Source organism: Methylobacterium variabile (genome assembly GCF_001043975.1).
Classification (GTDB): Bacteria; Pseudomonadota; Alphaproteobacteria; order Rhizobiales; family Beijerinckiaceae; genus Methylobacterium; species Methylobacterium variabile.
This window is the reverse complement of record NZ_LABY01000103.1, coordinates 1-26,312: the sequence shown is the minus strand read 5'-3', so window position 1 is coordinate 26,312 and position 26,312 is coordinate 1. Positions and strand designations below refer to the sequence as shown.

At 71.1% G+C, this 26,312-nt stretch carries 24 protein-coding genes, 1 tRNA gene and 1 other RNA gene; 10 read left to right on the top strand and 16 right to left on the bottom strand.

Annotated elements, in window-relative coordinates; all coding sequences use genetic code 11:
• Window positions 1-385: 385 nt before the first annotated feature.
• Window positions 386-607, top strand: a complete 222-nt coding sequence (locus tag VQ02_RS34770; protein WP_157080655.1) for a hypothetical protein — start codon at window positions 386-388, stop codon at window positions 605-607.
• A 219-nt stretch (window positions 608-826) separates the two neighbouring features.
• Here the strand turns inward: VQ02_RS34770 and VQ02_RS16090 are convergent, their stop codons facing one another.
• From VQ02_RS16090 to VQ02_RS16070, 5 genes are read right to left on the bottom strand one after another with little or no spacing between them, the layout of a single operon-like run.
• Window positions 827-1,612: an SDR family NAD(P)-dependent oxidoreductase gene (locus VQ02_RS16090; protein WP_048445213.1), complete on the bottom strand. Its 786-nt coding sequence runs from the start codon at window positions 1,610-1,612 to the stop codon at window positions 827-829.
• A gap of 21 nt (window positions 1,613-1,633) precedes the next feature.
• The gene (locus tag VQ02_RS16085; RefSeq protein ID WP_048445212.1) at window positions 1,634-2,461 is read right to left on the bottom strand and encodes an SDR family NAD(P)-dependent oxidoreductase; all 828 of its coding nucleotides are present in this window, start codon (window positions 2,459-2,461) and stop codon (window positions 1,634-1,636) included.
• Between the two features lie 34 nt (window positions 2,462-2,495).
• Window positions 2,496-2,831 carry an NIPSNAP family protein gene (locus VQ02_RS16080; protein ID WP_048445211.1) on the bottom strand — a complete coding sequence of 112 codons (336 nt, stop codon included), beginning with the start codon at window positions 2,829-2,831 and terminating at the stop codon, window positions 2,496-2,498.
• 29 nt (window positions 2,832-2,860) lie between these two features.
• The gene (locus VQ02_RS16075) at window positions 2,861-4,099 is read right to left on the bottom strand and encodes an ABC transporter substrate-binding protein (RefSeq protein WP_048445210.1); all 1,239 of its coding nucleotides are present in this window, start codon (window positions 4,097-4,099) and stop codon (window positions 2,861-2,863) included.
• Between the two features lie 47 nt (window positions 4,100-4,146).
• Window positions 4,147-5,856: an FAD-dependent oxidoreductase gene (locus VQ02_RS16070; RefSeq protein ID WP_048445209.1), complete on the bottom strand. Its 1,710-nt coding sequence runs from the start codon at window positions 5,854-5,856 to the stop codon at window positions 4,147-4,149.
• Window positions 5,857-6,095: 239 nt separating this feature from the next.
• Here VQ02_RS16070 and VQ02_RS16065 point away from each other — a divergent pair, with 239 nt between their 5' ends.
• On the top strand, window positions 6,096-7,004 hold the full coding sequence (locus VQ02_RS16065) for a helix-turn-helix domain-containing protein (RefSeq protein ID WP_048445208.1): 909 nt from the start codon (window positions 6,096-6,098) through the stop codon (window positions 7,002-7,004).
• Between the two features lie 141 nt (window positions 7,005-7,145).
• On the opposite strand, the gene VQ02_RS16060 is transcribed toward VQ02_RS16065, so the two are convergent.
• Both VQ02_RS16060 and VQ02_RS16055 read right to left on the bottom strand, forming a co-directional pair.
• Window positions 7,146-7,220 (bottom strand) — tRNA-Gly (locus VQ02_RS16060).
• A 73-nt stretch (window positions 7,221-7,293) separates the two neighbouring features.
• Window positions 7,294-10,734 carry a DUF3971 domain-containing protein gene (locus tag VQ02_RS16055; RefSeq protein ID WP_048445207.1) on the bottom strand — a complete coding sequence of 1,147 codons (3,441 nt, stop codon included), beginning with the start codon at window positions 10,732-10,734 and terminating at the stop codon, window positions 7,294-7,296.
• Window positions 10,735-11,048: 314 nt separating this feature from the next.
• Between VQ02_RS16055 and VQ02_RS16050 the strand changes: the two genes are divergently transcribed.
• The gene (locus VQ02_RS16050) at window positions 11,049-11,513 is read left to right on the top strand and encodes a peroxiredoxin (protein ID WP_048445206.1); all 465 of its coding nucleotides are present in this window, start codon (window positions 11,049-11,051) and stop codon (window positions 11,511-11,513) included.
• Window positions 11,514-11,649: 136 nt separating this feature from the next.
• Window positions 11,650-12,900 carry a M23 family metallopeptidase gene (locus VQ02_RS39745; protein ID WP_083469251.1) on the top strand — a complete coding sequence of 417 codons (1,251 nt, stop codon included), beginning with the start codon at window positions 11,650-11,652 and terminating at the stop codon, window positions 12,898-12,900.
• Between the two features lie 121 nt (window positions 12,901-13,021).
• On the opposite strand, the gene VQ02_RS16040 is transcribed toward VQ02_RS39745, so the two are convergent.
• The 4 genes from VQ02_RS16040 to VQ02_RS16025 all read right to left on the bottom strand — a co-directional run bounded on the left by VQ02_RS16040 (window position 13,022) and on the right by VQ02_RS16025 (window position 17,115).
• Window positions 13,022-13,225, bottom strand: a complete 204-nt coding sequence (locus VQ02_RS16040) for a DUF2934 domain-containing protein (protein WP_048445217.1) — start codon at window positions 13,223-13,225, stop codon at window positions 13,022-13,024.
• Between the two features lie 171 nt (window positions 13,226-13,396).
• The gene (locus tag VQ02_RS16035; protein WP_048445205.1) at window positions 13,397-15,025 is read right to left on the bottom strand and encodes a CTP synthase; all 1,629 of its coding nucleotides are present in this window, start codon (window positions 15,023-15,025) and stop codon (window positions 13,397-13,399) included.
• Between the two features lie 141 nt (window positions 15,026-15,166).
• Window positions 15,167-15,571 carry a preprotein translocase subunit SecG gene (gene secG, locus VQ02_RS16030; RefSeq protein ID WP_048445204.1) on the bottom strand — a complete coding sequence of 135 codons (405 nt, stop codon included), beginning with the start codon at window positions 15,569-15,571 and terminating at the stop codon, window positions 15,167-15,169.
• A 203-nt stretch (window positions 15,572-15,774) separates the two neighbouring features.
• Window positions 15,775-17,115 carry a dihydroorotase gene (locus tag VQ02_RS16025; RefSeq protein WP_048445203.1) on the bottom strand — a complete coding sequence of 447 codons (1,341 nt, stop codon included), beginning with the start codon at window positions 17,113-17,115 and terminating at the stop codon, window positions 15,775-15,777.
• Window positions 17,116-17,236: 121 nt separating this feature from the next.
• Here VQ02_RS16025 and ygfZ point away from each other — a divergent pair, with 121 nt between their 5' ends.
• Entirely contained in the window at window positions 17,237-18,064 is an 828-nt protein-coding gene (gene ygfZ, locus VQ02_RS16020; protein WP_048445202.1) for a CAF17-like 4Fe-4S cluster assembly/insertion protein YgfZ, read from the top strand.
• Window positions 18,065-18,333: 269 nt separating this feature from the next.
• A complete protein-coding gene (locus VQ02_RS37160) occupies window positions 18,334-19,035 on the top strand; it encodes a hypothetical protein (protein ID WP_157080654.1) in 702 nt (233 codons plus the stop codon).
• 80 nt (window positions 19,036-19,115) lie between these two features.
• Here the strand turns inward: VQ02_RS37160 and VQ02_RS16015 are convergent, their stop codons facing one another.
• The 3 genes from VQ02_RS16015 to fumC form a co-directional block, all read right to left on the bottom strand.
• Entirely contained in the window at window positions 19,116-19,403 is a 288-nt protein-coding gene (locus tag VQ02_RS16015; RefSeq protein ID WP_048445216.1) for a ribbon-helix-helix domain-containing protein, read from the bottom strand.
• A gap of 32 nt (window positions 19,404-19,435) precedes the next feature.
• Window positions 19,436-19,627, bottom strand: a complete 192-nt coding sequence (locus tag VQ02_RS16010; RefSeq protein WP_048445201.1) for a DUF4169 family protein — start codon at window positions 19,625-19,627, stop codon at window positions 19,436-19,438.
• Between the two features lie 81 nt (window positions 19,628-19,708).
• The gene (gene fumC / locus VQ02_RS16005) at window positions 19,709-21,118 is read right to left on the bottom strand and encodes a class II fumarate hydratase (RefSeq protein ID WP_048445215.1); all 1,410 of its coding nucleotides are present in this window, start codon (window positions 21,116-21,118) and stop codon (window positions 19,709-19,711) included.
• A 104-nt stretch (window positions 21,119-21,222) separates the two neighbouring features.
• Between fumC and VQ02_RS16000 the strand changes: the two genes are divergently transcribed.
• On the top strand, window positions 21,223-22,614 hold the full coding sequence (locus VQ02_RS16000) for a cytochrome P450 (protein WP_048445200.1): 1,392 nt from the start codon (window positions 21,223-21,225) through the stop codon (window positions 22,612-22,614).
• 123 nt (window positions 22,615-22,737) lie between these two features.
• Here VQ02_RS16000 and VQ02_RS15995 read toward each other — a convergent pair whose 3' ends face one another.
• The gene (locus tag VQ02_RS15995; RefSeq protein WP_048445199.1) at window positions 22,738-23,367 is read right to left on the bottom strand and encodes an SspB family protein; all 630 of its coding nucleotides are present in this window, start codon (window positions 23,365-23,367) and stop codon (window positions 22,738-22,740) included.
• A 45-nt stretch (window positions 23,368-23,412) separates the two neighbouring features.
• Window positions 23,413-23,777, bottom strand: a transfer-messenger RNA (tmRNA) gene (gene ssrA, locus VQ02_RS35155).
• Here ssrA and VQ02_RS37155 point away from each other — a divergent pair.
• The 3 genes from VQ02_RS37155 (at window position 23,760) to VQ02_RS15980 (ending at window position 26,014) form a co-directional block, all read left to right on the top strand.
• Window positions 23,760-24,557 (top strand): CPBP family intramembrane glutamic endopeptidase, encoded by a 798-nt coding sequence (locus VQ02_RS37155; RefSeq protein ID WP_157080653.1) that lies wholly within the window; start codon window positions 23,760-23,762, stop codon window positions 24,555-24,557. The two genes, ssrA and VQ02_RS37155, sit on opposite strands and share 18 nt — an antisense overlap.
• A gap of 165 nt (window positions 24,558-24,722) precedes the next feature.
• On the top strand, window positions 24,723-25,517 hold the full coding sequence (locus tag VQ02_RS15985; RefSeq protein ID WP_048445198.1) for a thymidylate synthase: 795 nt from the start codon (window positions 24,723-24,725) through the stop codon (window positions 25,515-25,517).
• 2 nt (window positions 25,518-25,519) lie between these two features.
• Window positions 25,520-26,014, top strand: coding sequence for a dihydrofolate reductase (locus VQ02_RS15980; protein WP_048445197.1), 495 nt, complete (start codon window positions 25,520-25,522; stop codon window positions 26,012-26,014).
• The last annotated feature ends 298 nt before the right edge of the window (window positions 26,015-26,312 follow it).

The following is a 26,312-nucleotide window of genomic DNA, read 5'->3' as shown; positions in this document are numbered from 1 at the left end:
GACGGAACTCAGCGGGATAGGACCGACGTGGGTGCGGCATAGAAGGCACCTCGTGGGAAAGCCTGAAGGGCTCCACGAGAGCGGGTCAACATCAGTCATCGGCGAGTGGGAGCCGGTGCCGGGTGGTAAACCGGTCCTGGCGGGTGGGTTCATCCTCAACGGCCGGCGCTGGGCCCGCGGCCTGGGAGGATCTGCCGGCCTATCTGGTGATCCGGAAGGCGACCACCAAGAACGGGCCTAGGCGGCCCACGACCTTAAGCTCTGCCCGCTGGTGCTCGACCTGCTCGACTGAGTGCCGCCCGAGCAACGGACGGGGCCGCAGATCATCGACGAGGCCTCGGGCCGGCCCTACGCTGAATCAGCCTATGGCCGCGAGTGGCGGATCGTGGCGCGTGCCGCAGGCATCCCGAGCCACATCTGGAACATGGATGCCCGTGCCCGGGCGATCACCGACGCCGAGGATGCCGGGGCCGACCTCGACCGCATCCGGTCGGCCGCGTACTCACAGGTGGCGACGACGCAGCGCTACTCGCGCGGCACGGTCGGCAAGTCGCGCCGGGTGGCCGAGCTACGGCTGGCGCACCGAGCGCTGAGGAACGGATCCTGAACCACAAGGGTGATTATCGTTGGCAGGTGCTGCCATCCGCGCAACCAGGTCCGTATGCGTCACTCGCCCTGATGCTCGGCGACGTAACCTTCGCACTTCGAAGCTCCTGTTTCCTTCAAACATCCGGCAACACCAGATCGAGTGATCGGCGCTCTGCGGTTGTTGGCTCATGATCCGCGGCGAGCGGAAGGCTACACTCCGTACGGTGTCGGCGTATCGTCAGGCTTCCTGGGCCGGCGACGCATCGCCGGCGTCACCGTAGGCGCTCCAGCCGCCATCGACGCTCAGAACCGCGCCCGTCACGTACGAGGCCGACGGGGAGCACAGGAACCACGCCGTCTCGGCGATCTCGGCCGGATCGGCGAGGCGGCCGAGCGGGATCCGCCGTTCCAGCCGCGCACGGTCGATGCGTCCCGCCTCGACCAGCTTGGCCACCAGCGCGGTGCCGACATAGCCCGGCGCGATGGCGTTGACGCGGATCCCGGCGCCCGCCCACTCGCAGGCCATGCTCTTCGTCATCGCGACGATGCCGGCCTTCGCCGCCCCGTAGGCGTTGCGCCGGGGCAGGCCGGTCAGCCCGGCGATGGAGCTCACGTTCAGGATGGCGCCGCCCTGCTCCGCCATCGCGCGGGCTGCCTCCCGCGACGCCACGAAGGTGCCGTCGAGGTGAATGCGCAGGATCCTGTCGAAGGTCGCGAGGTCCTGCTCCAGGGTCGGCTTGTGGCTGTCGCCGATCCCCGCGTTGTTGACCAGGATGTCGAGCCGGCCCAGTTGCGCGACGGTCTCCTCGATCATCGCGACCGCGGAGTCCTCGTCGGCGACATCAGCCCGTACCGCCAGATGATGGGCTCCGAGTTCCGCTGCCCGCGCGGCAGCGCGGTCGCCGTCGAGATCGGCCAGGGCGACGCGGCAGCCGGCTGCGGCAAAGCGCCGGGCCATCGCCCAGCCGATGCCGTCCGCGGCTCCCGTGATCAGGGCCACTGGAGGCGGGACGTTCCGGGTCATGATGCGCTCCTTGGCATGGTCCTATCGGACGACGGCGACTGCGCCGGCCTCGAAGCCCGGTCGCGGGATCAGGTTCATCAGCACGCGGCCGAAGCCGCCATCGACCATGATCTCGTCGCCGGTGACGTAGGCGGCCCGGTCGCTGGCGAGGTAGAGGACGGCGTCGCAGATGTCCTCGGGCGCGCCGATGCGACCAAGGGGCACCACGGCGCTGCGGCGCTCGCGCACGCCGGGGGCGTCGTAGAAGGGTTGGCTCAGCGGCGTCACCACGAGGCCGGGACTGACCACGTTGCTGCGGATGCCCGCCGGCCCCCACTCGGTCGCGAGCTGGCGCGACAGCATGACGATGCCGGCCTTGCTGACGCTGTAGGCACCGCTGAAGCCTTGCGCGTGGTGCGCGGCGATCGAAGCGACGTGGACGATCGCGCCGCCGCCCCGTTCCCGCATCTGCCGCCCGAAGACCTGCGCGCCCAGGAAGTAGCCGGTGAGGTTGACCGCGAGGAGCGCGTTCCACTCCGCGAGCGGCAAGGTCTCGAGGGGCCCGGGCCGCATCAGCGCGGCATTGTTGACCAGCACCGCGCAGGGCCCGAGGTCCCGCGCCTGCGCGGCGGCGGATTCGAGACTGTCCGGGTCGGTCACGTCGCAGGCCAGGGCGAGCACCTCGGCGCCGCAGCTCTCTGCCTGCGCGCGCACGCCTGCCATCGCCTCGGCCTTGCGGTCGAGGAGGACGAGGCGGGCGCCGGCCCGGGCGAAGCCAAGCGCGACGGCCTGCCCGAGCCCGCCAGCGGCGCCGGTGACCACGCAGACGCGGCCACGCAAGGCCAGCCAATCGGAATCCGTGTCGCTCATGTCGGTGCTCCGCGGGAGGATGCGCGCCGGGCCGTCAGCGCCCGGCGAGGGACGGCAGGACCGCCCTCCGGATCAGCCGGTTCTCCTGGGCGGTGATCAGGTGCGCGGAGGCCTGGAGATAGGCCGGCCAGTCAGGGTCCTTGTCCCGGGCGGCGTGGCGCGCCTCGAACTGGCCCATATCGTCGAAGCCCCACAGGTGGACGACCTGGTTCAGGGGACCGACCGCGCTCGTGAACATCCCGAGCGGGGCGCCGAGATACTTCAGCTGGACCGGCATCGCGAGCCGGTCGAAGACGTCGAGGAACTCCGCCATGCCGCGCAGGCGGATGGTGTAGGTGCGCAGGTCGACGATCGCCGCATCGAGAGTCATGAGGATGTCCTCCGGGTCTTGAGCTGGGATCAGGAGCGGACGAGCGGGCAGCCGCCATCCGCCTCGGGCCGGAAGGCCTCGTCGGCCGGCATGGTCGAGACCAGCTTGTAGACGTCGCCCGCCCCCCGGCTCTCCTCCGGCTTCTTCACCTCGAACAGGTAGGCCGGGTGGATCTTGCGCCCGTCCGCCCGGATGCGGCCCGCCCCGAAGGCGTCGTCGTCGGTCGGCATCCGCTTCATCAGCTCGACCACCGCGCGCCCGTCGGCCTTGGCCTGCGCGACGCCGAGCTCCTTCACCGCCTTGAGGTAGTGGAGCACCCCCGCATAGTCGCCGGCCTGGCTCATGTTCGGCAGGACGTTGGCGGCAAGCCGCGGCTTGACGCGCTTGGTGAAGCCGCGGGTGCGCTCGTTCAGATCCCAGTAGAAGGTTTCGGTGAGCGACAGGCCCTTGGCCACCGGCAGCCCCATGCCGAGCACGTCGGTGACGTAGCCCACCATCGCGGCGAGACGCACCCCGCTGCCCTCGATGCCGAACTCCTGCGCCTGCTTGAGGCAGGCGATCAGCTCGCTGCCGGAATTGGCGAAGGCGATCACGTTGGCGCCGCTGCTCTGGGCCTGGAGCAGATAGGAGGAGAAGTCCGCGGTGCTCCCGAGGGGATAGCGCACCGCACCGAGCACCTTGCCGCCGGCGGCCTTGACGAAGCGGGACGCGTCGGCTTCCGCCGCGTGGCCGAAGGCGTAGTCGGCGGTGATGAAGAACCACCTGTCGCCGCCGACCCGCACCAGGGAGGTGGCGGTCGAGTGGGCGAGGCACCAGGAATCCCACGACCAGTGCACCCAGTTCGGGCTGCAGCTCTTGCCGGTGAGGTCCGAGCTGCCGGCGGTGGTGATCAGCGCCGCCTTCTTCTTCTCCTCGATGATGCCGCGCGAGCCGAGCGCGATCGAGCTGTTGCCGACGTTCTCGATCAGGTCGACGCCGCCGCGGTCGAACCATTGCCGGATGATGGTCAGGCCGACATCCGGCTTGTTCTGGTGGTCGGCGGTGAGGATCTCGACCTTGATGTCGGGATTCTGCGCCATTAACTCGTCGGCGGCCTGCTGGACGCAGGCGACGGTGGTCGGCCCCGAGACGTCGCGGTAGACGCCCGACATGTCGGTGATGACGCCGATGCGGATGGTGCTGGCGGCTTGGGCCCGGCTCAAGGACGCGGGCATCATGGCGAGGCCGGCGAGGCCGGCGCGCAAGACGGTGCGGCGGTCGAGTGTCATGGCGTGTCCTCCGTTGTTCGTCGTCTGGTGGTGCGCGGGCAGCTCTCTCAGGCCGCTTCGTCCGCGAGGTGGCGTCCGGTGATGAAGCCGAAGGTCATGATCGGCCCGAGCGTGATCCCGGCCCCCGGATAGGCGCCGCCCATGATGCTGGCCCGGTCGTTGCCGACCGCGTAGAGGCCTGGGACGGGATGGGCGTCGGGGCGCAGCACGCGCCCGACCGTGTCGGTGCGCAGGCCGTCGAAGGTGCCGAGATCGCCCATGACCATCTTGAGGGCGTAGAACGGCCCCTTCGCGATCGGCGCGACGTTGGGGTTGGGCCGGTGCTCCGCATCGCCGAGGAAGCGGTTGAAGGCGGTCGAGCCGCGCCCGAAGGCGGGGTCCTCGCCGCGCGCGGCGCCGCGGTTGTAGAGATCCACCGTCGCCACGAGCCCATCCGCGTCGATGCCCGCCGCCCGGGCGAGGTCGGGCAGCGTCCGGCCGGTGACGAGATAGCCGTTGCGGACGGAGAGACCGATCGGGACCGGAGCCGGCTTGGCATAGCCCAGTCCGTACTTGCGGATCGTCGGATGGTCGCAGATCAGCCAGGCGGCGGTCTCGCCTGCCCCTTCCCCGTCGCGGATCATCGCGGCGCCGGTGTCGTGATAGGAGTTCGCCTCGTTGGTGAAGCGCCGTCCGTGCTGGCTCACCGCGATGATGCCTGGCTTGTAGCGGTCGACGAGGTGGGGGAAGACCCCCACGCGACCATGGCCGAGCGGCACGCGCGACACCGGCATCCAGGCCGCCGCGTTGGCCATCCGGATCTCGAACGCACCGCCGGCCGCTTCGCCGAGGCGGATGCCGTCGCCGGTGTTGCCGGAAGGCGTCGGCGACAGGTGCTCGGCGCCGCGGGCGACGTGGGGATAGGCCTTGGCGATCCGCTCCCGGTCGTGCGGGAAGCCGCCGCAGGCCAGCACCACCGCGCGCCGGGCGGTGATGCGGCGCTTGCCGTCCACGTCGCGCACGACCGCCCCGGTCACCCGCCCCTCAGTGACGCTCAGGCTCTCGGCCGCAGTGCCGGTCCGGATCGGGATGCCGAGGTCGAAGGCGGTCTTGGCGAGCCGCGCCGCCAGCGCGTTGCCGCTGGTGATCTGGACGCCGCGGCGGTGGATCGCGAGATCCTTGAGGTGACGGGCGAGACGGCGCGCCACGTAAGCGGCCGAGGTCAGCGAGCGGGTCGCCCGGAAGAAGTGCTTCAGGTCCTCGTTCGAGGAGTTGAACATCATCCCGATGAAGGTGATCGTCTCGAGCGGCGGGCGCAGCCGGGCGATCTCGCGCCCGAGCTTGCGCGCGTCGAAGGGCGCCGCCGTGACCGAGCGGCCGGCCTGCGCGCCGCCCGGCGCGTCCGGATGGTAGTCGGGGTAGCCCGAGAGCACGAACTTGACCTCGGTCTCGCGCTCGAAGAACTCGATCATGCGCGGGCCCTGGTCGAGGAAGGCCTCGACCGCCGCCTCGTCGTAGGCGTTGCCGGCCTCGTGGCGCAGGTAGGTCCGGGCGGCCTCCCGCGTATCGGACAGCCCGGCGCGCACCGCGTGCGGGTTGCCGGGGATCCACAGCACGCCGCCCGAGAAGGCGGTGGTGCCGCCGAAGAATGGTTCCTTCTCGATCACCAGCACGTCGAGGCCGCGCTTCCTCGCCGTGATCGCGGTCGAGAGACCACCGGCACCGGAGCCGACGACGAGCACGTCGCAAGCGAGATCGCTGGCTGCCTGGGGCGCCATGGCTTCATCCTCTCTCGGGTACGGCGGAGCCGGGATGCGCGGGACCGGCGGCTCGACCCGTCCGGACCCATCGGCATCGGGCGCTTCGCGCCGTTGTTCCTCCCGCCTCTCGCAAGATCTGACGCCTGCGAGGACCATGGCGCAGAGGCTACTCCACGGCTTGCGCGGCACAATGGACAGAAGCCGCGTTCGATTGCACTTTTCCCGCAGAGGATCGCGGCGCGGCCGGGAGGGGGCGGATGGTGCAGACCAGGCGGGAATCCGGGCCAGCCGCGCCGGTCGAGCGCTATCTCCTCTACGGGGAGCCGGTCCAGAGCGTCGAGGCGCGCTTTCTGCACGTCGAGCGGATCCACCTGCGCAGCGGCCGGCACCATTGGACCATCGCGCCCCACGCTCACGCGGACTTGCACCAAATCCTGCTCGTCACGCAGGGCGGCGGCGTGATGCGCGCCGAGGCCGAGCACTTTCCGATCACGCCGCCGGCCCTGCTGGTCGTTCCCTCGGGCGCGATCCACGCCTTCGACTTCGTGGCCGGCACCGACGGATGGGTCGTCACCCTGGCGGACTCGATGGCCGCCGACGTCGCCCGGGGCGAAGCCGCCATCGACCGGCTCCTGCGCCGGGCGGCCTGCATCGGCCGCCTCGAGGCCGAGGCCGTGGCCGGGCTCTCCGGAGCCTTCGCCGAACTGTCGCGGGAATTCCTGTGGTCGGCCCCGGCCCGAATGCTCGCCATCGAGGCCGGGCTGATCCGGATCCTCGTGGCGGCGGCCCGCATGGTGGCTGCGCAAGGTCAGGAGGACGCGCCGAGATCGGCCGAGGCCGCGCTGATTGCCCGCTTCCAGCACCTCGTCGAGCAGGAGTTTCGCACGGTCCAGACCGTGTCCGACTACGCCCGGCGCCTCGCCGTGACCGAGGACCGGCTGCTCGCGGCCTGCCAGCGCCGGTTCGGCCAGCCGCCCAAGGCGCTGATCCAGCGCCGTGTCCTGGTCGAGGCACAGCGCTGGCTCATCTACACCACGCTGCCGCTCGCCGAGATCAGCCACGCGCTCGGCTTCCGGGATCCGGCATACTTCTCGCGGGTGTTCAAGAAGAAGACCGGCGAGACGCCACAGCAGTTTCGCTTGTCGCGAACGGCGACCGGGTCATGATGAAGCGGTGTCTGCGGTGGGGCGCTGACACACCGAGCGTTGAGGAACGGATCCTGAACAGCGATGGGGAACGCCTTGGGGAACATGGGGAACACCAGGACCGCTCGGCCCGACAAAAGGTGTTCAGTTCCAGAAACTTAGTGGAGCGGGCGATCGGGATCGAACCGACGACATTCAGCTTGGGAAGCTGACGTTCTACCACTGAACTACGCCCGCGGCGGTGATCGTCATACGGGGTCGTCCCGGCCCTGTCCACCCCCGAATTGCCGTGCTGCCGGGGCGGGCCGCGTCAGCGCTCCGGGCGCAGGGACTGTGACGAGGCGGGATCGCCGCCGCCGGCACCGAAGAGCTTGCGCAGGAAGCCCGGAGCGATTGCCGAGAGCGGGTTGACGCTGATGTTGGGCGCGCTCATCGCGCCGGCGACCCGGAAGTTGATGCCGAACAGGCCCTCGTTGTGGCCGCCGCCGAGGAGCGGGCCGAAGATCGGCACCTGCGACACCACGTTGTTGAGGCCGTAGAGCGGCACGAACGTGCCGGAGATGTCGGTGCGGTCGCGGCCGGTGTCGATCCAGCCGCCCAGGGTGAAGCCCATGGCCGGGCCGGAGATCGCCGCTTCCGTGAAGGCGATGCGGGTGCCGTTGCGCTGGAAGGCGGCGCGCAGGCGATCGAAGCCGACGTCGTTGGCGTCGCTGCGCCGGTCGGCGCCCTCCTCGCCCTGGGCCATGATCCGGCCGAGGGCGGGCTCGTTGCGCAGGGCGAAGGAGCGGATCTGCACCAGGCCCGATTGCGGCCCGTCGTTCATGGTCATCTGGAGCTGCAGGAAGCCGCCCTGCATGCGCTTGTAGATGTCGAGGAAGCGCAGGGCCGCGCCGGCGTCGCTGGTCTCGGCGCTGAGCACCGGCGGGCTGCCGCGCTCGGGCTTGGCCACCTCCAGGCTCACCCCGGCCGAGCGCAGGCGGCCCTGGATCCGGGCCTGGCGCAGGTCGTCGCCGCGCAGCGACAGCTTCAGGTTGGCGTTGGTCAGGGCCTCCTCGTTGAAGCCGGTCAGGATCGCGAAGCTGAGATCGGCCTCGACGTCGCGGGCGGGCCCGTCCTTGCCGCCCTTGCGCGGCGGGGCCGTCAGCGCGCGCAGGAACGGCCGGGCATCGGCGACGCCGCCCTTGGCGCTGACCCGGTAGCCGTTGCCGCCGCGCTCGACCTGAGCGCGGATGTCGTCGCCGGGGGAGAGCTTGAGGCTCGTGAGGTCGGCCCGCTCGAGGCCGCCCTCGGCGTTGAGGGTCGCGCTGCCGCGCAGCTGCACCGGGCCGGCGTCGAGCACGATATCGCGCAGGTCGCTGCCCTGGCCGGTCTCGGTGAGGGCGAGGCTGAGGCGGCCCGGCCGGCCGGCCGCCTTGGTCCAGCCCGGCAGGAGCCCGTCGACGCTCGCCCGCGAGAGGTCGGCCTCGACCCGGACCGAATTCTTGCCCGGGCGGCCCACCGGCACGACGAAGCGGGCATTCACCGGGCCGGCGAGCTGGGGCGCCGACGGCAGGCCCTTGCGCGCCCGGGCGGCATCGTCGAGGGCCAGGCTCACCACCGCCTCGCCGGGGGCGCCCGCCTTGGCCTGGTGCAGGTCGACGGTGAGGGGGGCGCCGGCGAGGCGCCCGTCGCCCTTCAGGCTGAAGCCGGCGCGGTCGTAGGCGACCGTGAAGCGGCCGTTCTCGAGCTTCTCCTTGCCGACGAGGCGCTCGGCCGCGATGTCGGTGAGGCTGCCGCTCAGGGTCACCGGCAGGTCGCCGATGTCGGGCACCGCCTCGAGCGACAGGGGAAAGTCGATGCGCAGGTCCGCCTGGCCACGCAAGCTCGCGGGGTCGATCTCGGTGCCGGAGAGCGAGCGGAACAGCTTCGTCTGCAGCAGGGACGCGAGGGCGTCGGCGCCGCCGGTGAGGCGAAGCCCGATCTGGGCCCGGACGTCGTTCGGCACCGCGTCCTTGATGACGAAGGACCCGTCCTGCAGGGTGAGCGCCCGCCCGTCCGGCATGCGGATCTCGGCGGTCGCGCCCCGGATCGCGGTGTTGCGCCCGGTGACGAGCCCAGCGACCCGGGCGCGGGCGAGCGGCGGCGCGTCGGGGGAGATCAGGAGCCCGCCCTCGCTCACCGCGAAGGCGATCCGCACCGCCTGGTCGGGCACCGGCTCGCCGCGGGTCGCGGCGGCGAACTCGGCCATGCTCATGTCGACCACGATGTCGAGGCTGTCGAGCCGCCCGGTCCGCATGTTGTCGACGAGGTAGGTGCGGATCGGCGGGGCGACGTTCTCAGGCCAGAGCCGGAGGGCGGCGCGCCCGTCCGTGCGCTCGGCGGTGATGCGCAGCGTCAGGCCGCCCTCGTCGGCCTTCGTGCCGAGGGTGCCGCTGATCGTGCCCCGCACGGCGTCGCCCGAGAGCGTGAGGCCGTCGATCTGCATGCCGTCATCGCGGCCCAAGAGGCGGGCGTCGACCTTGGCGATCTTGACGGCCGCGTCGCCAGGCGCCGCGCCGCGCAGGACCGCGTCCGTGCCCGAGAGGACGGCCGTCCAGCCCGGCCCGGCGCCGTTCGGCGCCGCCAGCCACTCGCCGGCGAGGCGCACGCGGTTGCCGGCGCCGCGGTAGTCGAGGGCGTCGACCCGCAGGGCCCGCCGGGCCTCGTCCCAGGCGGCGTCGACCGTCACCGCCTCGACCGTCACCGGGTTGAAGTCCTTCTCCTCGATCAGGAGGTTGCCCTCGCTGGTGGTGAGCCGGAGCGTCATCCCGTCGAGGCGGGCGCCGTGCATCGCCACCTGGGCCCGGCCGGAGAGCTTCAGGTCGGTGGTGAGGGGCAGGCGGGACTGGCCGGTGAGCAGCAGCAGGTCGGTCGCCGGCAGGTCGTCCAGGGTGAGCACGCCCTGGCGGCCGCCGTCCGGCGCCTCCTCGACGTCGCCGCCGAAGCGCCAGGGCCCGTGCGGGCCGACGATGCGCATCTCGAACACCCGGGCCGGCCGGGTCGCATCGCGGTTGAACAGCCCGTCGACCTGCGGGAAGACGACGCGCTCGGCGCCGGATTCGTCGAGCAGGGTCAGGCGGGCATTGGTCAGGCGGGCTCGGTCGAGGCTGCCGATCACGCCGGCCGGATCGAGGACCAGGCTCAGGATCGACGCCACCGTGGCGGAGACCGGCGAGACCGTGCCGCGGGCGGCCACCACCGCCGGCGGTGTGTGGGGCTTCGCCTCGGAGGGATCGCCGGAGGCCGCGAAGGCGATCGAGCCGTCGTGGTGCAGCAGCGCCCGCAGCTGCAGGTCGCGGAACTCGACCGAGCGGGCCTGGACCGAGAGGCCGAGGAGCGACCGCAGGTCGATGGCGACCACCGCGAGGGGCGCCCGCACGACGAGGTCGCCCTCCGGGTTGCGGATGTCGAGGCCGGTGGTGCGCAGGGCAAGCGCCCCGTCGCGGTCGATCTCGATGGCGCTGTCGTGCAGGCTCGCGCTCCAGCCCGGGCCGAGGCGCTCGGCGATGGCCGCCGCCACCCGGGGCTCGAGCCAGGCGAAGCTCACCGGGCCGCTCGCCAGGCGCAGATAGGCGAGGCCGAGACCCAGGCCGAGGAGCAGGACGGCCGCGAGCTTGAGCACCAGCACGCCCCGGACGCAGGTCCGCAGCAGCGACCGGCGCGCGCGCGCAGCCTTCACCGCGCAGGCCTGCGGGCCTCGCGCGGTGCTCGCCGGCTCGGTCGCGTGATCCATGTCCGGTGTCGCTCGGCCTGTCGTCACTCGCGCGTCGCCACTCCGGGCGCCCCGCCGGGGCGCCGCCATGCTGGGCCCGGGGATCGGGCAATTCTGGACCCGAAAGCCGGGCCGTTCGGGGCCCGGGTCCCGGGCGTGAGGGCCACGCTCCGGACCGTTGAGGCCCCGCCAATGATTGCTTGGTCCAGTGACCAAAGGGTAACGTCGTACGGCTAGTGCATCGGGCCGTGCGCCCGGGCGGGTCCCTCGCCCCTCGCGGCGCCCCGATCGCCTCTCTCAGAGGCACACCATCAATCGGCCGAAAGGAAGGCACGATGGCGCTGAACCCGGGCGACCCCGCCCCCGATTTCTCCCTGCCGGCGACGGGCGGCGAGACCGTGAGCCTCGCCGGCCTCAAGGGCCGCAAGGCCGTGCTGTACTTCTACCCCAAGGACGACACCAGCGGCTGCACGCTCGAGGCGCAGGCCTTCAACGCCCTGCGGCAGGCCTTCGCGGAGGCCGACACGGCGGTGATCGGCGTCTCGCCCGATCCGATGAAGAGCCACGACAAGTTCCGGGCGAAGTACGGCCTGGACTTCCCCCTCGCCTCCGACGAGACGAAGGCGATGCTCGAGTCCTACGGCGTCTGGGCCGAGAAGAGCATGTACGGGCGCAAGTACATGGGCGTCGAGCGCACGACGTTCCTGATCGACCGCGACGGCACCGTCGCGAAGGTGTGGCAGAAGGTGAAGGTACCGGGTCACGCTGACGCCGTGCTCGAGGCCGCCCGGGCCCTCTGAGGACTGGGCCACCGAGACCGCTCACCGGCGCGCCGCCGGCCGGAGTGCCCCGGGCGGGACGTCGCGGCGCGCCCGGACTTGAAACATCCTTAACCTTAACCCGCGACGGTCCGGACCAGGTTACCGGACCGTCCTGATGCTCCCTCCCCGCCTCTCGTCCGTCATCCCTGCCGTCCTGCGGCCGGCTGCGCTGTCCCGCGAACCGGACAAGGTCTGGGTGGTGCGACGCAGGACCCTCGTTCTCGCGGCCTTCGCCTTCGCCGTCCTCTCCCTGTGGGCGAGCGCGGCGACGTGGTTCATCGTGTTTCGCGACGAGGCCCTGGCCCGGTTCATGGAGCGCCAGGGCGCGATGCAGTACGCCTACGAGGAGCGCATCAGCGCCCTGCGCGCCCGCCTCGACCGGGTGGCGACCCAGAAGCTCCTCGAGCAGGACGGGGTCGAGACGCGGCTGGCCGACCTCGCCGGCCGCCAGGTCGCCCTCGAGAGCCGGCAGGCGATGCTGCTCGGCCTCGCCGAGCAGGCCGGCGGCGCCCCGGTCCCGCCGGGTGAGGATGGCGGGTTCTCCGGCGCGTGGCCGGCACGGGAGGCCAAACCTGCGGCCCGCGAAGCCACGCCGGTGCCGCTCCCGACGCCGGAGGCGCTGGGTCTGCGCACGGATGCGGGGGAGGTCGCCCCCGCCCCCTCCGCCGGGGTGACCACCCGGATGGCGATGCTGGAGCACGCCCTCGACGGGTTCGAGGCGCGCCAGAGCCTGACGGTCGGCCGTCTCGCCGCCCGCGGCCGGAGCGAGGCGGCCCGGCTGCGGGTCGTGATGACCGAGACCGGGCTCGACGCGCGGCGCTTCGCGGCCGCCCGGGGCGGCGGCATCGGCGGCCCGCTGGTTCCGGCCGGGTCGGGACCGTTCGAGACCGCCGTGCTGCAGGCCCAGCGCGACCTCGGCGAGCGCGACGCCCTGCGGCGGATCATCGGCACCCTGCCGCTGCGGCGGCCGGCCACGACCGACGCCGGCCTGTCCAGCACCTTCGGCTACCGGGTCGATCCCTTCACCCGCGGCCTCGCCCTGCACACCGGAATCGACCTGAGATCCGAGTACGGCGCCCCGGCGCGGGCCACCGCGCCCGGCACGGTGACGCTGGCCGAGTATTCCGGCGGCTACGGCAACATGGTCGAGGTCGATCACGGCCACGGCCTGAGCAGCCGCTATGCCCACCTCTCCGCCATCACGGTGGTGCCCGGGCAGGCGGTGGCGGCGGGCCAGATGGTCGGCCGCGTCGGCTCGACCGGCCGCTCGACCGGGCCGCACCTGCATTACGAGACCCGCATCGACGGCGAGCCCGTCGACCCGCAGCGTTTCCTGCGGGCGGGATCGCGGCTCGCGCTTCGCTGATCGGCAACCCCGGCAGGTCCCCGAATCGGCGCGCATGGCGCATCCCGTGCGGCCTCAGGGCCTTGCTGTCCGCTGCGGAGCCGGCGAGCGCTCTCGGACCGGCTCCGCAGCGGACCGAGGCTCAGCCCTCCGCCACCGTCTCGGCCGGAGACCGGGTCTGGCCGGGGGCCTCTCCGGCCGCGTCGTCCCGCCGGCTCTCCTGCTCGGCCCGCAATTCCCGCTCGGCCAGCAGCCAGAACTCGATCTCGAACCCTTCCGGGCGGTGGTTGCGCTCCCACAGGTCGTAGGCACGCGCCCGAATCGCCGCCAGGGGAATCTCACGCATCACGGGACACCTCTTCCACGCCGAATCCGTCCTCGTGCCGGACGGCCGGCTCATGGCGGTTCCTATACCGTGGGTTGGTATCACTGTCGCGACGGAACGGCAGTGCTCGCCACCGTTCCGGTTCCTGAAATAGACTTTTGTTAACCCGGAAGTTCTCGTCCGGATCCTGCTTCACACCAGCCGGCTCTGCTCGATCGCCGCGGCGACGAAGCTCTGGAACAGCGGGTGCGGCTCGAACGGCCGGGACTTGAGTTCCGGGTGGAACTGCACGCCGATGAACCAGGGGTGGCCCACCACCTCGACGGTCTCCGGCAGGAGCCCGTCCGGCGACAGGCCGGCGAAGCGCATGCCGTTGGCCTCCAGCCGCTCGCGATAGGCCATGTTGACCTCGTAGCGGTGGCGGTGGCGCTCGGCGATCCGGGTACCGCCGTAGATCTTGGCGATCTGCGAATCGGGCGCGAGGGAGGCCGTGTAGGAGCCGAGCCGCATCGTGCCGCCGAGGTCGCCCTCGGCCACGCGGCGCTCCAGCTCGTTGCCGCGCATCCACTCGGTGAGCAGGCCCACCACCGGCTCCGGCGTCGGGCCGAACTCGGTCGAGTTGGCGTCGGGAATGCCGGCGAGGGCGCGCGCCGCCTCGACCACCGCCATCTGCATGCCGAAGCAGATGCCGAAATACGGGATCTTGCGCTCGCGGGCGTAGCGGGCGGCGCGGATCTTTCCTTCCGCCCCGCGCTGGCCGAAGCCGCCGGGCACCAGGATGCCGTTGAGGCCCTCCAGGAACGGCGCCGGGTCCTCGCGCTCGAACACCTCGGACTCGATCCACTCGAGGTTGACCTTGACCCGGTTGGCGATGCCGCCGTGGTGCAGGGCCTCGATCAGCGACTTGTAGGCGTCCTTGAGCCCCGTGTACTTGCCCACGATGGCGATCGAGACCTCGCCCTCGGGGCTCTTGATCCGGCGGACGATGTCGTGCCAGCGGTCGAGCTTCGGCTCGGGGCCGGTCTCGAGGCCGAAATGCGCCAGCACCTCGCGGTCGAGGCCCTCCTCCTTGTAGGAGAGCGGCACCTCGTAGATCGTGCCGACATCCCGGGCCTCGATCACCGCCGATTCGCGCACGTTGCAGAACTGCGCCAGCTTGCGGCGCTCCTCGCGGGGGATCGCCCGGTCGCAGCGGCAGAGCAGGATGTCGGGCTGGATGCCGATCGAGCGCAGCTCCGCCACCGAGTGCTGGGTCGGCTTGGTCTTCAGCTCGCCGGCGGACGGGATGTAGGGCAGCAGCGTCAGGTGGACGTAGGCGCAGGTGCCGCGCGGCAGCTCCTGGCCGAGCTGGCGGATCGCCTCGAAGAACGGCAGGCCCTCGATGTCGCCGACGGTGCCGCCGATCTCGACCAGCACGAAGTCGTAGGCGTCGTTGCCGTCGAGGACGAATTCCTTGATGGCGTTGGTGACGTGCGGGATCACCTGGATGGTGGCGCCGAGGTAGTCGCCCCGCCGCTCCTTGGTGATGATGTCGAGGTAGATCCGCCCCGTCGTGATGTTGTCGGCCCGCGTCGCCGGCACGCCGGTGAAGCGCTCGTAGTGGCCGAGATCGAGATCGGTCTCGGCGCCATCGTCGGTGACGAAGACCTCGCCGTGCTGCGTCGGGCTCATCGTGCCCGGATCGACGTTGAGGTAGGGGTCCAGCTTGCGCAGGCGGACCTTGTAGCCGCGGGCCTGGAGCAGGGCCGCGAGGGCGGCGGAAGCGAGACCCTTGCCGAGCGAGGAGACCACGCCGCCGGTGATGAAGACATACCGCGTCATGGGACTCGCTCCATACACAGGCGTGGCCGGGTTGCCAAACGCCGTTAGCTCAACGGGGTCATGTCCGGACGGCAAGGCCGGCCGGATTCACAGGTTTGTCGGAAGACGGCGGCGCGTCGGCGCCGCCGGGACCGCGCGGAATCAGCGGGACTGGGGCGCCGCAGGAGCGGCCGGGGCGGCGGGAGCCGCCGGAGTCTGGGTCGCGGGCGCATCGCCCTGCTGCTGACGCAGCTGGTCGAGGACGTTGCCGGCCGGCGGAGCGCCGGTCTGGCCCGCGGGCGCACGGGTACCGGCACCGTCGAAGATCGAGCGCGGGCCGGCGCCGCGATGCGACATGATGGCCAGGATCATGCTGGTGGTGAAGAACAGGGCCGCCAGGATCGCGGTGGCGCGGGTGAGCGCGTTGGCCTGACCGCGGCCGGTCATGAAGCCCTGCGTGCCGCCCCCGCCGCCGAGGCCGAGGCCGCCCTCGGAGCGCTGCAGCAGCACCACGCCGATCAGGGCGAGGACGATGATCAGGTGGACGACGATCAGAACGGTCTGCATCGGGCTTCCGGGCCGGCCCGGGGGCCGCCAACGTGGCAACGGCCGGCACGCGGGACGCGTCCGGACCTCCAATTCCGGGCGCTCGTATACGAGAAGTGCGCCGGCGCCAAGGGTGGGGGTGTGACGGAGCCATAGAAGAATCGGTCGGGCGCCGCGCATGCACCCTCCCCCTCCTCTGCGGGGGAGGGTCGGGCCGCGATGCCTCATCCCCTGGCCGGGAACGCCTCCTCGAACCGCACCGCCTCGCCGCGCGACGGCTCGGTGAGGCTGCCCTCCCACATCACCGCCTGGCCGCGCACCACGGTGCCGACCGGCCATCCGGTGACCTGGCGGCCGTCATGGGGCGTCCAGCCGCACTTCGAGGCGATCCAGGCGTTGGTGATGGTCTCGCGGCGCTTCAGGTCGACCACCGTCACGTCGGCGTCGTAGCCCACCGCCAGGCGCCCTTTGCGGGCGATGCCGAAGGCGCGCTTCGGCCCGGCGCTGGTGAGATCCACGAAGCGCTGGAGCGAGAGCCGGCCCGCCGCGACGTGGTCGAGCATCACCGGCACCAGGGTCTGCACGCCGGTCATGCCCGAGGGCGAGTCGGGATAGGCCTTCTGCTTCTCCTCCAGCGTGTGCGGCGCGTGGTCGGAGCCGATGACGTCGGCGACGCCCTGCGACAGGCCCCACCACAGCCCGTCCCGATGGGCGGCGTTCCGCACCGGCGGGTTCATCTGCACCAGGGTGCCGAGGCGGGCATAGGCTTCCGTACCGTCGAGGGTCAGGTGGTGGGGCGTCAGCTCGCAGGTGGCGACGTCCTTGTGCTCGGCCAGATACCGCATCTCCTCGGCGGTCGAGATGTGCAGGATGTGGATGCGCGCGCCGGTCTCGCGGGCGATGCGCACCAGGCGCTCGGTCGCCTTCAGCGCCGCTTCCGGCGAGCGCCAGACCGGGTGCGACGACGGATCGCCCGGCACCCGCAGGCCCTTGCGCTCGCGCAGCATCGCCTCGTCCTCGGCGTGGAAGGCGGAGCGGCGGCGGGTGCGCTTCAGGATCTCGCTGATGCCGGCATCGTCCTCGACGAGGAGCGAGCCGGTGGAGGAACCGATGAACACCTTGATGCCGGCTGCGCCCGGCAGGCGCTCGAGCTCGGCCACGTCCTTGGCGTTCTCGTGCGTGCCGCCGACCCAGAACGCGAAGTCGCAGTGCATGCGATGGTGCGCGCGCTTCAGCTTGTCTTGAAGCGCCTCCGGGTTCGTCGTCTGCGGCACGGTGTTCGGCATCTCGAACACCGCGGTGACGCCGCCCATCACGGCGGCGCGGGACCCGCTCTCGAGGTCCTCCTTGTGGTCGAGGCCCGGCTCGCGGAAATGCACCTGGCTGTCGATCACGCCGGGCAGGAGGTGGAGGCCGCGGCAATCGAGCGTGCGGTCGGCGGAGGCCTGCGACAGGTCGCCGATCGCGGCGACGCGCCCGGCCCGCACCCCGATATCGGCTTGGCCCTCGCCGTCGTGGTTGACCACGGTGCCGCCGCGCAGGAGGAGGTCGAAGCTCTGGCTCATCGTCGGGGTCCCCTCGTGCGCAATCCGCGTTCGCAATTCGCGTTCACCCGGCGCCGCGATTGAGGGCCGGGCGCAGGCGGCTTATGTCAGCCCTGCCCGCGGTTCAAGCAAAGGACCCCCGATGCCCCTCGCCCTCCTGCCGGACCGCGCCGTCGTGGCGGTCACCGGCGCCGACGCGTCGAGCTTCCTCCAGGGTCTCCTGACCTGCAACGTCGAGACCCTGCCCGAGGGCGAGGCCCGTCTCGGCGCGCTGCTCAGCCCGCAGGGCAAGATCCTGTTCGACTTCCTCGTCAGCCGCGCGCCCGACGGGTTCCGCCTCGACGTGGCCCGCGACCGGGTGCCGGACCTCGTCAAGCGCCTGACGCTCTACAAGCTGCGGGCGAAGGTGACGATCGCGGCGCTGCCGCTCGCGGTGGCGGCGGGGTGGGGTACGGACGCCCCCTCCTCCGCCCTGCGCGACGGACGCCTCGCCGCTCTCGGCTGGCGCCTCTACGCCCCCGAGGTCCCGGCGGCGGACGCCGATGCGGAGGCTTATGCCGCCCACCGCATCGGCCTCGGCGTGCCGGAGGGCGGGACCGACTTCGCGCTCGCCGACGCCTTCCCGCACGAGGCGCTGATGGACCAGCTCGGCGGCGTCGACTTCAAGAAGGGCTGCTACGTCGGCCAGGAAGTGGTGTCGCGCATGCAGCACCGCAGCACCGCCCGCACCCGCATCGTGCCGGTGCGCTATCCGGATGGTCGCGCGGTCCCGGCCGGCACGCCGGTCACCGCTGGCGAGCGCAGCCTCGGCCAGACCGGGAGCGCTGCCGGCGACCGCGGTCTCGCCCTGCTGCGCCTCGACCGGCTTGCGGACGCATTGTCGGCCGGCGACGTGCCGGTTGCGGACGGACGGCCAGTCCAGGTCGAGAGGCCGGGCTTCGCCACCTTCCCGTGGCCGATCGCCGGATAGCGGGCGCTGCCGTCCCACGAGCGGGTGTTTCATCGTCGCCCCCGTGAATGATGGAAGATCATCCCATCGACGTAGGTCCGGGGTTGGATGAAGGCCGTGCGTCGGCTGATGCACGCGCCCCATTCAAGGCAGCATTGACAATTTGTCCCGCTAAACAATACTGATACAATCAATTCAGGCATGATGGACGTGCCTGCAGTTGCAGGAGCCCTGCAATGCCTGTGAAATCGGCAAATATAAATATATGTGCGGCAGCGTCATATATTATCATGAGTTCGCCAGTCCACACCAAGGAACTCAATGCCGCCCAGCTGGAGATAATCAGAAACACTGCCGCCAAGATCTGCAATACGGTCACCGAAACGAAAGGCCAGAAGTCAGAGACTCAGATTGCCGGTGACGTCAAAGCCCAACTGGGAGGCTTGGCCGGGAGGCTCGCCAATGTCGGCCTGGACGGGAAAGTCTCAGACCGCCGCGAAGCGTTCGAGGGGCTGTCGCAGGAAGCAACGGGCGATGCGCTGCAGGGCGATCGCGGCTGCAGAGAGCGATTGTTCATGAAGATGTTCGAAGTCGTGGCGCGGGAGCCCGACAACGATGTTCAGCAGAACGGAACATCACCGAGAACCAGAAGAGACACACCCGGGGCTGCCATTGAGGCTCCGGGAAGGTCTCTCGCGGGAGAATGGGTCGGCTCCGTCATCTGCAGAGATGGTCGAGTCTTCTCATTGACACTAACTCTCGATAAGCAATCAGGCGACACTGCTTCGGGCACCGCGGTGTGGGGTGGAGCGAATTCCGGAAAGTCGAATGTCCGGTTGTTGCCCAGTCCCAATGCGCAAGGACCTTCGTCGTACGTCTACGTCAGCGATCGATCGAGCGCATACTCTTATACTCTCAATAAAATAAGCAATGATAAGTTTGTCGGGCAAACCATAGGCTCCGTGAAATGTGACATCTCCCTCGAACGATAGATCTTTACCCCTTTTGAATGACGTTGAATTTTGAGCAGCGCATGTCTCGCTACCGCAGATGGCGAGATCCGATTGGGCGCTCAATGACATCCAGCCTCGTCAGGCTGGCCGCAGGCGCCTTCGCTCCGAGCCTGCGGGACTGTCTCCACCCGTCCAGGCCACACTGCCCTGAGCACGAACACGCGGATCGCCGACGACAGGTTCTGCTCGCCCCGCTCCGCGTCGATGCGGCCGACGAGCGCCTGGACCGAGAGGCCGCGCGCCGATGCGAGCTGGCGCAGGGCCTCCCAGAACGCCGCCTCGAGGGAGACGCTGGTGCGGTGGCCGGCGATGACCAGGGAGCGCTTGACGAGTCCGCCCCCGGGCAAGACGCCCGGCGGCGGGTGGCCCGTCGGCAGGCTCACGCCTCGGTGTCGGGATTCTTGAGCCGGTGGCCCTCGTGCCGGGCGGTCTCCAGGCTCTTGCGGGCCTCCTCCCGGGTCTTCGCCGCCTTGGGCCGGCCGAAGACGATGCGGTTCTCGGTCGCCTGGGCTTCCTTGGCGGCTCGCTCGCGGGCCTTGCGGACCTGCTTCAGGTTGATGATCTCGGCCATACCCTGATCCTCCGCGCCCCCGCCACGATGGACAACGCCCCGCGCCGCCGGAAGCTGCGCGGGGCTTGCGTCAGCTTGGGGTTATTCGGCGCTCGGCGCCAGCATGTCCTCCGGGCGCACCACCGCGTCGAACTGCTCCTCGGTGACGTAGCCGAGGCGCAGGGCCTCCTGCTTCAGCGTGGTGCCGTTCTTGTGCGCCGTCTTGGCGATCTCGGCGGCCTTGTCGTAGCCGATGGTGGGCGCGAGCGCGGTCACGAGCATCAGCGAGCGGCTCATCAGGTCGGCGATGCGGTCGTGGTTCGGCTTGATGCCGACAACGCAGTTGTCGGCGAAGCTCACCGCGGCGTCGGCGAGGAGCCGCACCGATTGCAGCACCGCGTTGGCGATCACCGGCTTGTAGACGTTGAGCTCGAGATGGCCCTGGCTGCCGGCCATCGAGACCGTGGTGCCGTTGCCGATCACCTGGCAGCAGACCATCGTCATCGCCTCGGCCTGGGTCGGGTTGACCTTGCCGGGCATGATCGACGAGCCGGGCTCGTTCTCCGGCAGCGAGATCTCGCCGAGGCCGGAGCGCGGGCCCGAGCCCATCAGCCGGATGTCGTTCGCGATCTTGAACAGGCCGCTCGCCAGGGCGTTGAGCGCGCCCTGCGTGAACACCAGGGCGTCGTGGGTCGCCAGCGCCTCGAACTTGTTGTCGGCCGAGGTGAAGGAGAGCCCGGTCAGCTCCGCCACCTTGGCGGCGAATTTTTCCGCGAATTCGGGATGCGCGTTGAGGCCGGTGCCGACGGCGGTGCCGCCCTGCGCCAGTGCCAGCACGCCAGGCAGCGTCGCGCCGACGCGGGCGCCGCCCAGCGCCACCTGCGCGGCGTAGCCGGAGAATTCCTGGCCGAGCGTGACCGGGGTCGCGTCCTGCAGGTGGGTGCGGCCGATCTTGACGATCTCGCCGAACTCCTTCGCCTTCGCGTCGAGGGCGGCGTGCAGGTGCTGCAGCGCCGGCATCAGCCGGTCGCTGATCTCGCGCGCCACCGCGATGTGCATCGCGGTCGGGAAGACGTCGTTCGAGGACTGGCCGCGGTTGACGTGGTCGTTCGGGTGCACGGGCGACTTGCCGCCGCGCTTGCCGCCGAGGCGCTCGTTGGCGAGGCTGCCGATGACCTCGTTGGCGTTCATGTTCGACTGGGTGCCCGAGCCGGTCTGCCAGACCACCAGCGGGAACTCGTCGTCGTACTTGCCCTCGACCACCTCGGCGGCGGAGGCCGCGATCGCGTCGGCGAGCTTGGGATCGAGCACGCCGAGGTCGCGGTTGACGAGCGCCGCGGCCTGCTTGACGAGGCCGAGCGCGTGGACGAGGGGCGCCGGCATCCGCTCGGTGCCGATGCGGAAGTTCTGGATCGAGCGCTGGGTCTGGGCGCCCCAGTAGCGGTCCGCCGGGACTTCGATCGGCCCGAACGTATCGGATTCCGTGCGGGTGGCTTTCTCGGTCGGCGACATCATGGCCTCTTTGGCGGTGCGAAACGGCGCCTACTTAAGCCAAGAGCGGCGATTGCGCGATGCCCTGACCCGAACCGAATCGCGCCCTGTCCCGAGGAGACCGGATGCTTTCGCGTGCGGCGGCAACGTCCGCCCCTTTCCGTCCTGTCGTGCCCCGCCCCCGCACCGAGCCGATGGGGCTGTTCACCTTCCTGCGCGCCGCCCGCGCCAACCCGCTGACCACCTGGTACGAGGAGCACTTCGAGCAGCCGATCGTCACCGGCGAGGGGGCGCTCGGCCGGATCACGGTGGTGAGCGATCCTGCCGCGATCCGCCACGTGCTGGTCGACAACGCCGCCAACTACCGCAAGGACGACCTGCAGCGCCGGGTGCTGGCGCCGGGGCTCGGCAACGGCCTGCTCACCGCCGAGGGTGACGAGTGGCGCCTGCAGCGGCGCACGCTCGCGCCGATCTTCTCGCCCCGCCACGTCGCCGGGTTCGAGGCGCCGATGTCGGAGGCCGCCGCCCGCCTCGCCCGCCGCTTGAAGCGCCGGGACGGCCAGAGCGTCGACGCCGCCCTCGAGATGACCCGCGTCACCCTCGACGTGCTCGAGCGCACGATCTTCACCCACGGCCTGTCGCGGGAGCCGGACGCGCTCGGGCGCGCCATCACCCGCTACTTCGAGGCGCTCGGGCCGATCGACCCCCTCGATGTGTTCGGGATGCCGGACTGGCTGCCGCGGATCGGCCGCCTCAAGGCGCGGCCGGCGCTCCGCTTCTTCGCCGAGGTGGTGGACGAGTTGATCGAGCGCCGCCGCGCGCTGGTCACCGCCGGCGGAGAGGCGCCGCACGACCTCCTCACCCTGCTGCTCAAGGCGCAGGACCCGGAGACCGGCCGCGGCCTCTCCGACCTCGAGGTGCGGGCCAACATCGTCACCTTCATCGGCGCCGGCCACGAGACCACCGCCAACGCGCTCACCTGGACGCTCTACTGCCTGTCGCAGGACAAGGCGGCGCGCGAGGGCGTGGAGGCCGAGGTCGACGCCGCCTTCGCCGAGAACCCGGCTCCGGGAACCGAAGCCCTGCCCCGCACCAAGGCGGCGTTGGAGGAGGCGATGCGCCTGTTTCCGCCGGTGCCGTTCATGAGCCGGCAGGCGCTGGCCGAGGACCGGATCGGCCGGATCAAGATCCCGCGCGGCTCCCTGGTGACGGTCGCTCCCTACGTGCTGCACCGCCACCGCCGGCTGTGGGACGAGCCCGACGCCTTCCTGCCCGAGCGCTTCCTGCCGGAGAACCGCCCCCGCATCGACCGCTACGCCTACCTGCCGTTCGGGGCAGGCCCGCGGGTCTGCATCGGCGCGAGCTTCTCGGTGATGGAGGCGACCCTGGTTCTCGCCCACGTGCTCCACGCCGTGCGCCTCGACCGGGCGACGGAGGCCGGCCCGGTGGTGCCGCTGCACCGCGTGACGCTCAGGCCGCAGGACGGGTTGCGGATGCGGGTCACGGCGCGGGGGTGAGAGGGTTCACACCCCGGACGCACGCATCCTCCCTGTCATCCCGGGTTCCGCTTCGCGGCCCCGGGTGACAGGGAGGATGGGAATTCTCGCCCGGTAAGCTCAGAAGCCGCGCTGCGGCTGCGCTCAGCTTTTCTTGCGGAACGCGTCGAGGCTGACCACGGACGCGCCCTCCTGCGGGGCGTCGGTGCGCTCGGCCTCCTCGCCGGGCTTCGCCTCCTCGTCCGCGCCGTCCTTGGCGGGCGGCTTGGCGGCCTTGTCGGTGGCGGGCACGATCTTCGGCAGGTTGCTGCCGATCGCCGGGACCTTCGGCGGGGCCTCGCTCGGCTCCGAGCCGGCGCCGCGGATCGCCCGCAGGGACGAGGTGCCGGCGGGCGCCGCATCCTCGCTGGTCGTGCCGTCGTTCAGCTCGAACTTGAGGCCGAACTGCACCGACGGGTCGAAGAAGCCGGTCACCGCCTCGAACGGCACCAGCAGCCGCTCCGGCACGCCGGAGAAGGACAGTCCGACCTCGAAGGTGTGCTCGGTGACGCCGAGGTCCCAGAACTGGTGCTGGAGCACGATCGTCATGTCCTGCGGGTACTTCTCCCGCAGGCGCTGCGAGATCCGCACGCCGGGATAGTCGGTCCGGAACGAGACGTAGAAGTGGTGCTCGCCGGCCAGGCCGTCGCGAGCCGCATCGCCCAGCACCTTGCGCACGACGTTCCGCAGGGCGTCCTGCACCAGGAGATCGTAGCGAATCAGATCGTCTGCCATCAACCGTCGCTTGCCTGGCGCCGCATCTCTCGCGGGGGAATTCGAAGTGGAGGCTTCTGTTGCCAGGTGCCTCCGAACCCCGCCTATGCGGTGCTACCCGCTAGGACTTCGTTTGGTCTTGGGGACCGCTTACGCGGCCACCGCCACCGGAGCAAAGTTGTCGTTGGCAACTATTGCATTGGCCCGATAACGGCGGAACCATGCCGAGCGAAAGCTCAACCTTTACGCCCTCGTCGATCCTATTTCGCCCCCGCCGAAGCCCGAACCGAACGGGCCGTTCCGGGCTTGGGTGGAGGCGCCGGGTACCGCCCCCGGGTCCGATAGGTTTATTCCGAAGAACGTTTATCGCCATAGCCGGCCTCGCGACCGGCAAGGGGAATATAGAGGGTCCCGTGCCGCTTTTGAAGCCCGCCGCGCGCCATTCTGCGTCCGTTTCGCGAACCGTTGCGGCGGCGCCCGGATCCGACGGATCCGGGCCGGAGCGAGGTCCCCGGCGCGGGCTCGGAATCGCCACCGCGGTCGGGCGGGCGCTGCTGCTTCAACTGGCCGCGTTCGGGATCGTCCTCGGATGCGTCGCCGCCGCCGGCCGACTGCCCGGCCTGCCGCCGGGCCTGCTGCCGTTCCCGGGCCTGAGCGGGAACGAGCGGGCGCTGCTCGCCCTCACGGTGCTGCCGCACGCGGCGTTGGCGCTCCTCGTGCTCCTCGCCAGCCGGCTCCGGCCCGGGACGGGCCTGGGCTTCGCCCATCCCGCCCTGCCCCGCCGCGCGCTCCTGCTCATGCTGCTCTGGCCGGCGGCCCAGCTCGCCTGGACGGCGGGGCTCCTGCTCCTCGCCGGGCAGCCGCCCGCCCGGGCCTGGCGCCTGTCGCCGTTCCTCACCGGCAGCGTTTTTTGGGCCTGGGCCCTGTGGCTGGTGGTGCTGGCGCCGCTCGCGGAGGAGATGCTGTTTCGCGGCGACCTGTTCGTGCGCCTGCGCCCGCTGCTGTCGCCGGCCGGGACGGTCGCCGCGGCGGCGGCCGTGTTCGTGCTCTGCCACGCCGAGCGCGGCCTGCTGCAGCCGGTCTCGGTCCTGCCGCTCGGGGTGGCGCTCGGCGTGATGCGGCTCTGGACCGGCAGCCTGTGGCCCTGCATCGCGCTCCACGCGGTGAGCAACGGCACCGTGGTGCTGGCGCGGGTGTGGACCACCGGCTGATTCCCGCGTCCGGCCGCTCACGCTCCGGGACAGACCGCGCTATCCTGCCGGGCTACGCGGCCGGGGCGAGGCGGGAACCTGATCCCCGCCCGGGCATAGGCATTGTTGGAGCCCGCCGGGCGCCCGTTAGGGCGCCGGGGCCGTTTCTCGCGGAGGACGTCCGCCATGCGCCCCTACCACGATCTCCTCCAGCGCATCCTCGACGACGGGGTGGAGAAGCACGACCGGACCGGCACCGGCACCCTCTCGGTGTTCGGCCACCAGATGCGCTTCGACCTCGCCGAGGGCTTCCCGCTCGTGACGACGAAGCGGCTGCACCTGAAGTCGATCATCCACGAGCTCCTGTGGTTCCTCGCCGGCGACACCAACGTCGCCTACCTGCAGGCGAACGGGGTGACGATCTGGGACGAGTGGGCCGACGACCACGGCGACCTCGGGCCCGTCTACGGCCGGCAGTGGCGCTCCTGGGCCAAGCCCGACGGCGGCAGCGTCGACCAGATCGCATGGGTACTCGACGAGATCCGCCGCAACCCCGATTCGCGTCGCCTCGTGGTCTCGGCCTGGAACCCGGCCGACCTCGAACGCATGGCGCTCGCCCCCTGCCACTGCCTGTTCCAGTTCTACGTCGCCGACCGCCGCCTCTCCTGCCAGCTCTACCAGCGCTCGGCCGACGCCTTCCTGGGCGTGCCGTTCAACATCGCGAGCTACGCGCTCCTCACCCACATGATGGCGCAGGTGCTCGACCTCACCCCCGGGGACTTCGTGCACACGCTCGGCGACGCGCACCTCTACTCCAACCACGTCAACCAGGCCCGCGAGCAGCTCAGCCGCGCCATCCGCCCGAGCCCGCGCCTGCGCCTCGACCCCTCGGTGCGCTCGCTGTTCGATTTCCGCTACGACGACATCGCCATCGAGGGCTACGACCCGCACCCGGCGATCCGCGCGCCGGTGGCGGTGTAGGGATGCCCCGCCCCCTCGTCACCCTGATCGCCGCCGTGGCGAAGAACGGCGTCATCGGCCGCGACAACGCCCTCGTCTGGCGCCTGCGGAGCGACCTGAAGCGGTTCCGCGCCCTCACCATGGGCAAGCCGGTCGTCATGGGCCGCAGGACCTGGGACTCGATCGGCCGGCCGCTGCCGGGGCGGCGGGTGATCGTGCTCACCCGCGATCCGGCCTGGACAGCGGCCGGCGCCGAGCGGGCGGCGGGCTGGGACGATGCCCTGCGGCTCGCCGCTCCCGCCACGGAGGTGATGGTGGCCGGCGGCGCGGAGATCTATGCGCTCGCCCTGCCGCATGCCGGCCGGCTGCACCTCACCGAGGTCGAGGCGGCGCCGGAGGGCGACGTCCGCTTTCCGGAGATTCCGCCGGATTTCCGCGAGGTCGCCGCCGAGCCCCACCCGGCAGGGCCGGAGGACGAGCACGCGTTTCGCTTCGTCACCCTCGAGCGGCACGTCTGAGACGGCCAAACCATCTCAGACGCCCGGGTGCGGCGATGGAACTCCCGCGGCAGTGCAGAAACCTTGAGAATTGGGCCGGCGCCGGAGGTTGCTTTCGCGAGGGGCTCGGCCGATATCGCAAGGTGCGGATGCCAGAGCAATGCGAGTGCCGCGCGGGACGCGAGAGACAGCGCGGGGCGTGCCGGCCGGGAAAGGACGTGGGCGAGCATGCCTTGGAGCAATCAGAGCGGCGGCAGTAGCGGCGGCAACGGGGGCGGTCCCTGGGGCAACCGGGGCGGCAACAGCGGCGGTCCGTGGG

Coding starts and splice junctions, on each gene's coding strand:
- VQ02_RS16090 (WP_048445213.1), bottom strand. CDS start 1,612: ATGACCCGGAACGTCCCGCCTCCAGTGGCCCTGATCACGGGAGCCGCG.
- VQ02_RS16085 (WP_048445212.1), bottom strand. CDS start 2,461: ATGAGCGACACGGATTCCGATTGGCTGGCCTTGCGTGGCCGCGTCTGC.
- VQ02_RS16080 (WP_048445211.1), bottom strand. CDS start 2,831: ATGACTCTCGATGCGGCGATCGTCGACCTGCGCACCTACACCATCCGC.
- VQ02_RS16075 (WP_048445210.1), bottom strand. CDS start 4,099: ATGACACTCGACCGCCGCACCGTCTTGCGCGCCGGCCTCGCCGGCCTC.
- VQ02_RS16070 (WP_048445209.1), bottom strand. CDS start 5,856: ATGGCGCCCCAGGCAGCCAGCGATCTCGCTTGCGACGTGCTCGTCGTC.
- VQ02_RS16065 (WP_048445208.1), top strand. CDS start 6,096: ATGGTGCAGACCAGGCGGGAATCCGGGCCAGCCGCGCCGGTCGAGCGC.
- VQ02_RS16055 (WP_048445207.1), bottom strand. CDS start 10,734: ATGGATCACGCGACCGAGCCGGCGAGCACCGCGCGAGGCCCGCAGGCC.
- VQ02_RS16050 (WP_048445206.1), top strand. CDS start 11,049: ATGGCGCTGAACCCGGGCGACCCCGCCCCCGATTTCTCCCTGCCGGCG.
- VQ02_RS39745 (WP_083469251.1), top strand. CDS start 11,650: ATGCTCCCTCCCCGCCTCTCGTCCGTCATCCCTGCCGTCCTGCGGCCG.
- VQ02_RS16040 (WP_048445217.1), bottom strand. CDS start 13,225: ATGCGTGAGATTCCCCTGGCGGCGATTCGGGCGCGTGCCTACGACCTG.
- VQ02_RS16035 (WP_048445205.1), bottom strand. CDS start 15,025: ATGACGCGGTATGTCTTCATCACCGGCGGCGTGGTCTCCTCGCTCGGC.
- secG (WP_048445204.1), bottom strand. CDS start 15,571: ATGCAGACCGTTCTGATCGTCGTCCACCTGATCATCGTCCTCGCCCTG.
- VQ02_RS16025 (WP_048445203.1), bottom strand. CDS start 17,115: ATGAGCCAGAGCTTCGACCTCCTCCTGCGCGGCGGCACCGTGGTCAAC.
- ygfZ (WP_048445202.1), top strand. CDS start 17,237: ATGCCCCTCGCCCTCCTGCCGGACCGCGCCGTCGTGGCGGTCACCGGC.
- VQ02_RS37160 (WP_157080654.1), top strand. CDS start 18,334: ATGAGTTCGCCAGTCCACACCAAGGAACTCAATGCCGCCCAGCTGGAG.
- VQ02_RS16010 (WP_048445201.1), bottom strand. CDS start 19,627: ATGGCCGAGATCATCAACCTGAAGCAGGTCCGCAAGGCCCGCGAGCGA.
- fumC (WP_048445215.1), bottom strand. CDS start 21,118: ATGTCGCCGACCGAGAAAGCCACCCGCACGGAATCCGATACGTTCGGG.
- VQ02_RS16000 (WP_048445200.1), top strand. CDS start 21,223: ATGCTTTCGCGTGCGGCGGCAACGTCCGCCCCTTTCCGTCCTGTCGTG.
- VQ02_RS15995 (WP_048445199.1), bottom strand. CDS start 23,367: ATGGCAGACGATCTGATTCGCTACGATCTCCTGGTGCAGGACGCCCTG.
- VQ02_RS15985 (WP_048445198.1), top strand. CDS start 24,723: ATGCGCCCCTACCACGATCTCCTCCAGCGCATCCTCGACGACGGGGTG.
- VQ02_RS15980 (WP_048445197.1), top strand. CDS start 25,520: ATGCCCCGCCCCCTCGTCACCCTGATCGCCGCCGTGGCGAAGAACGGC.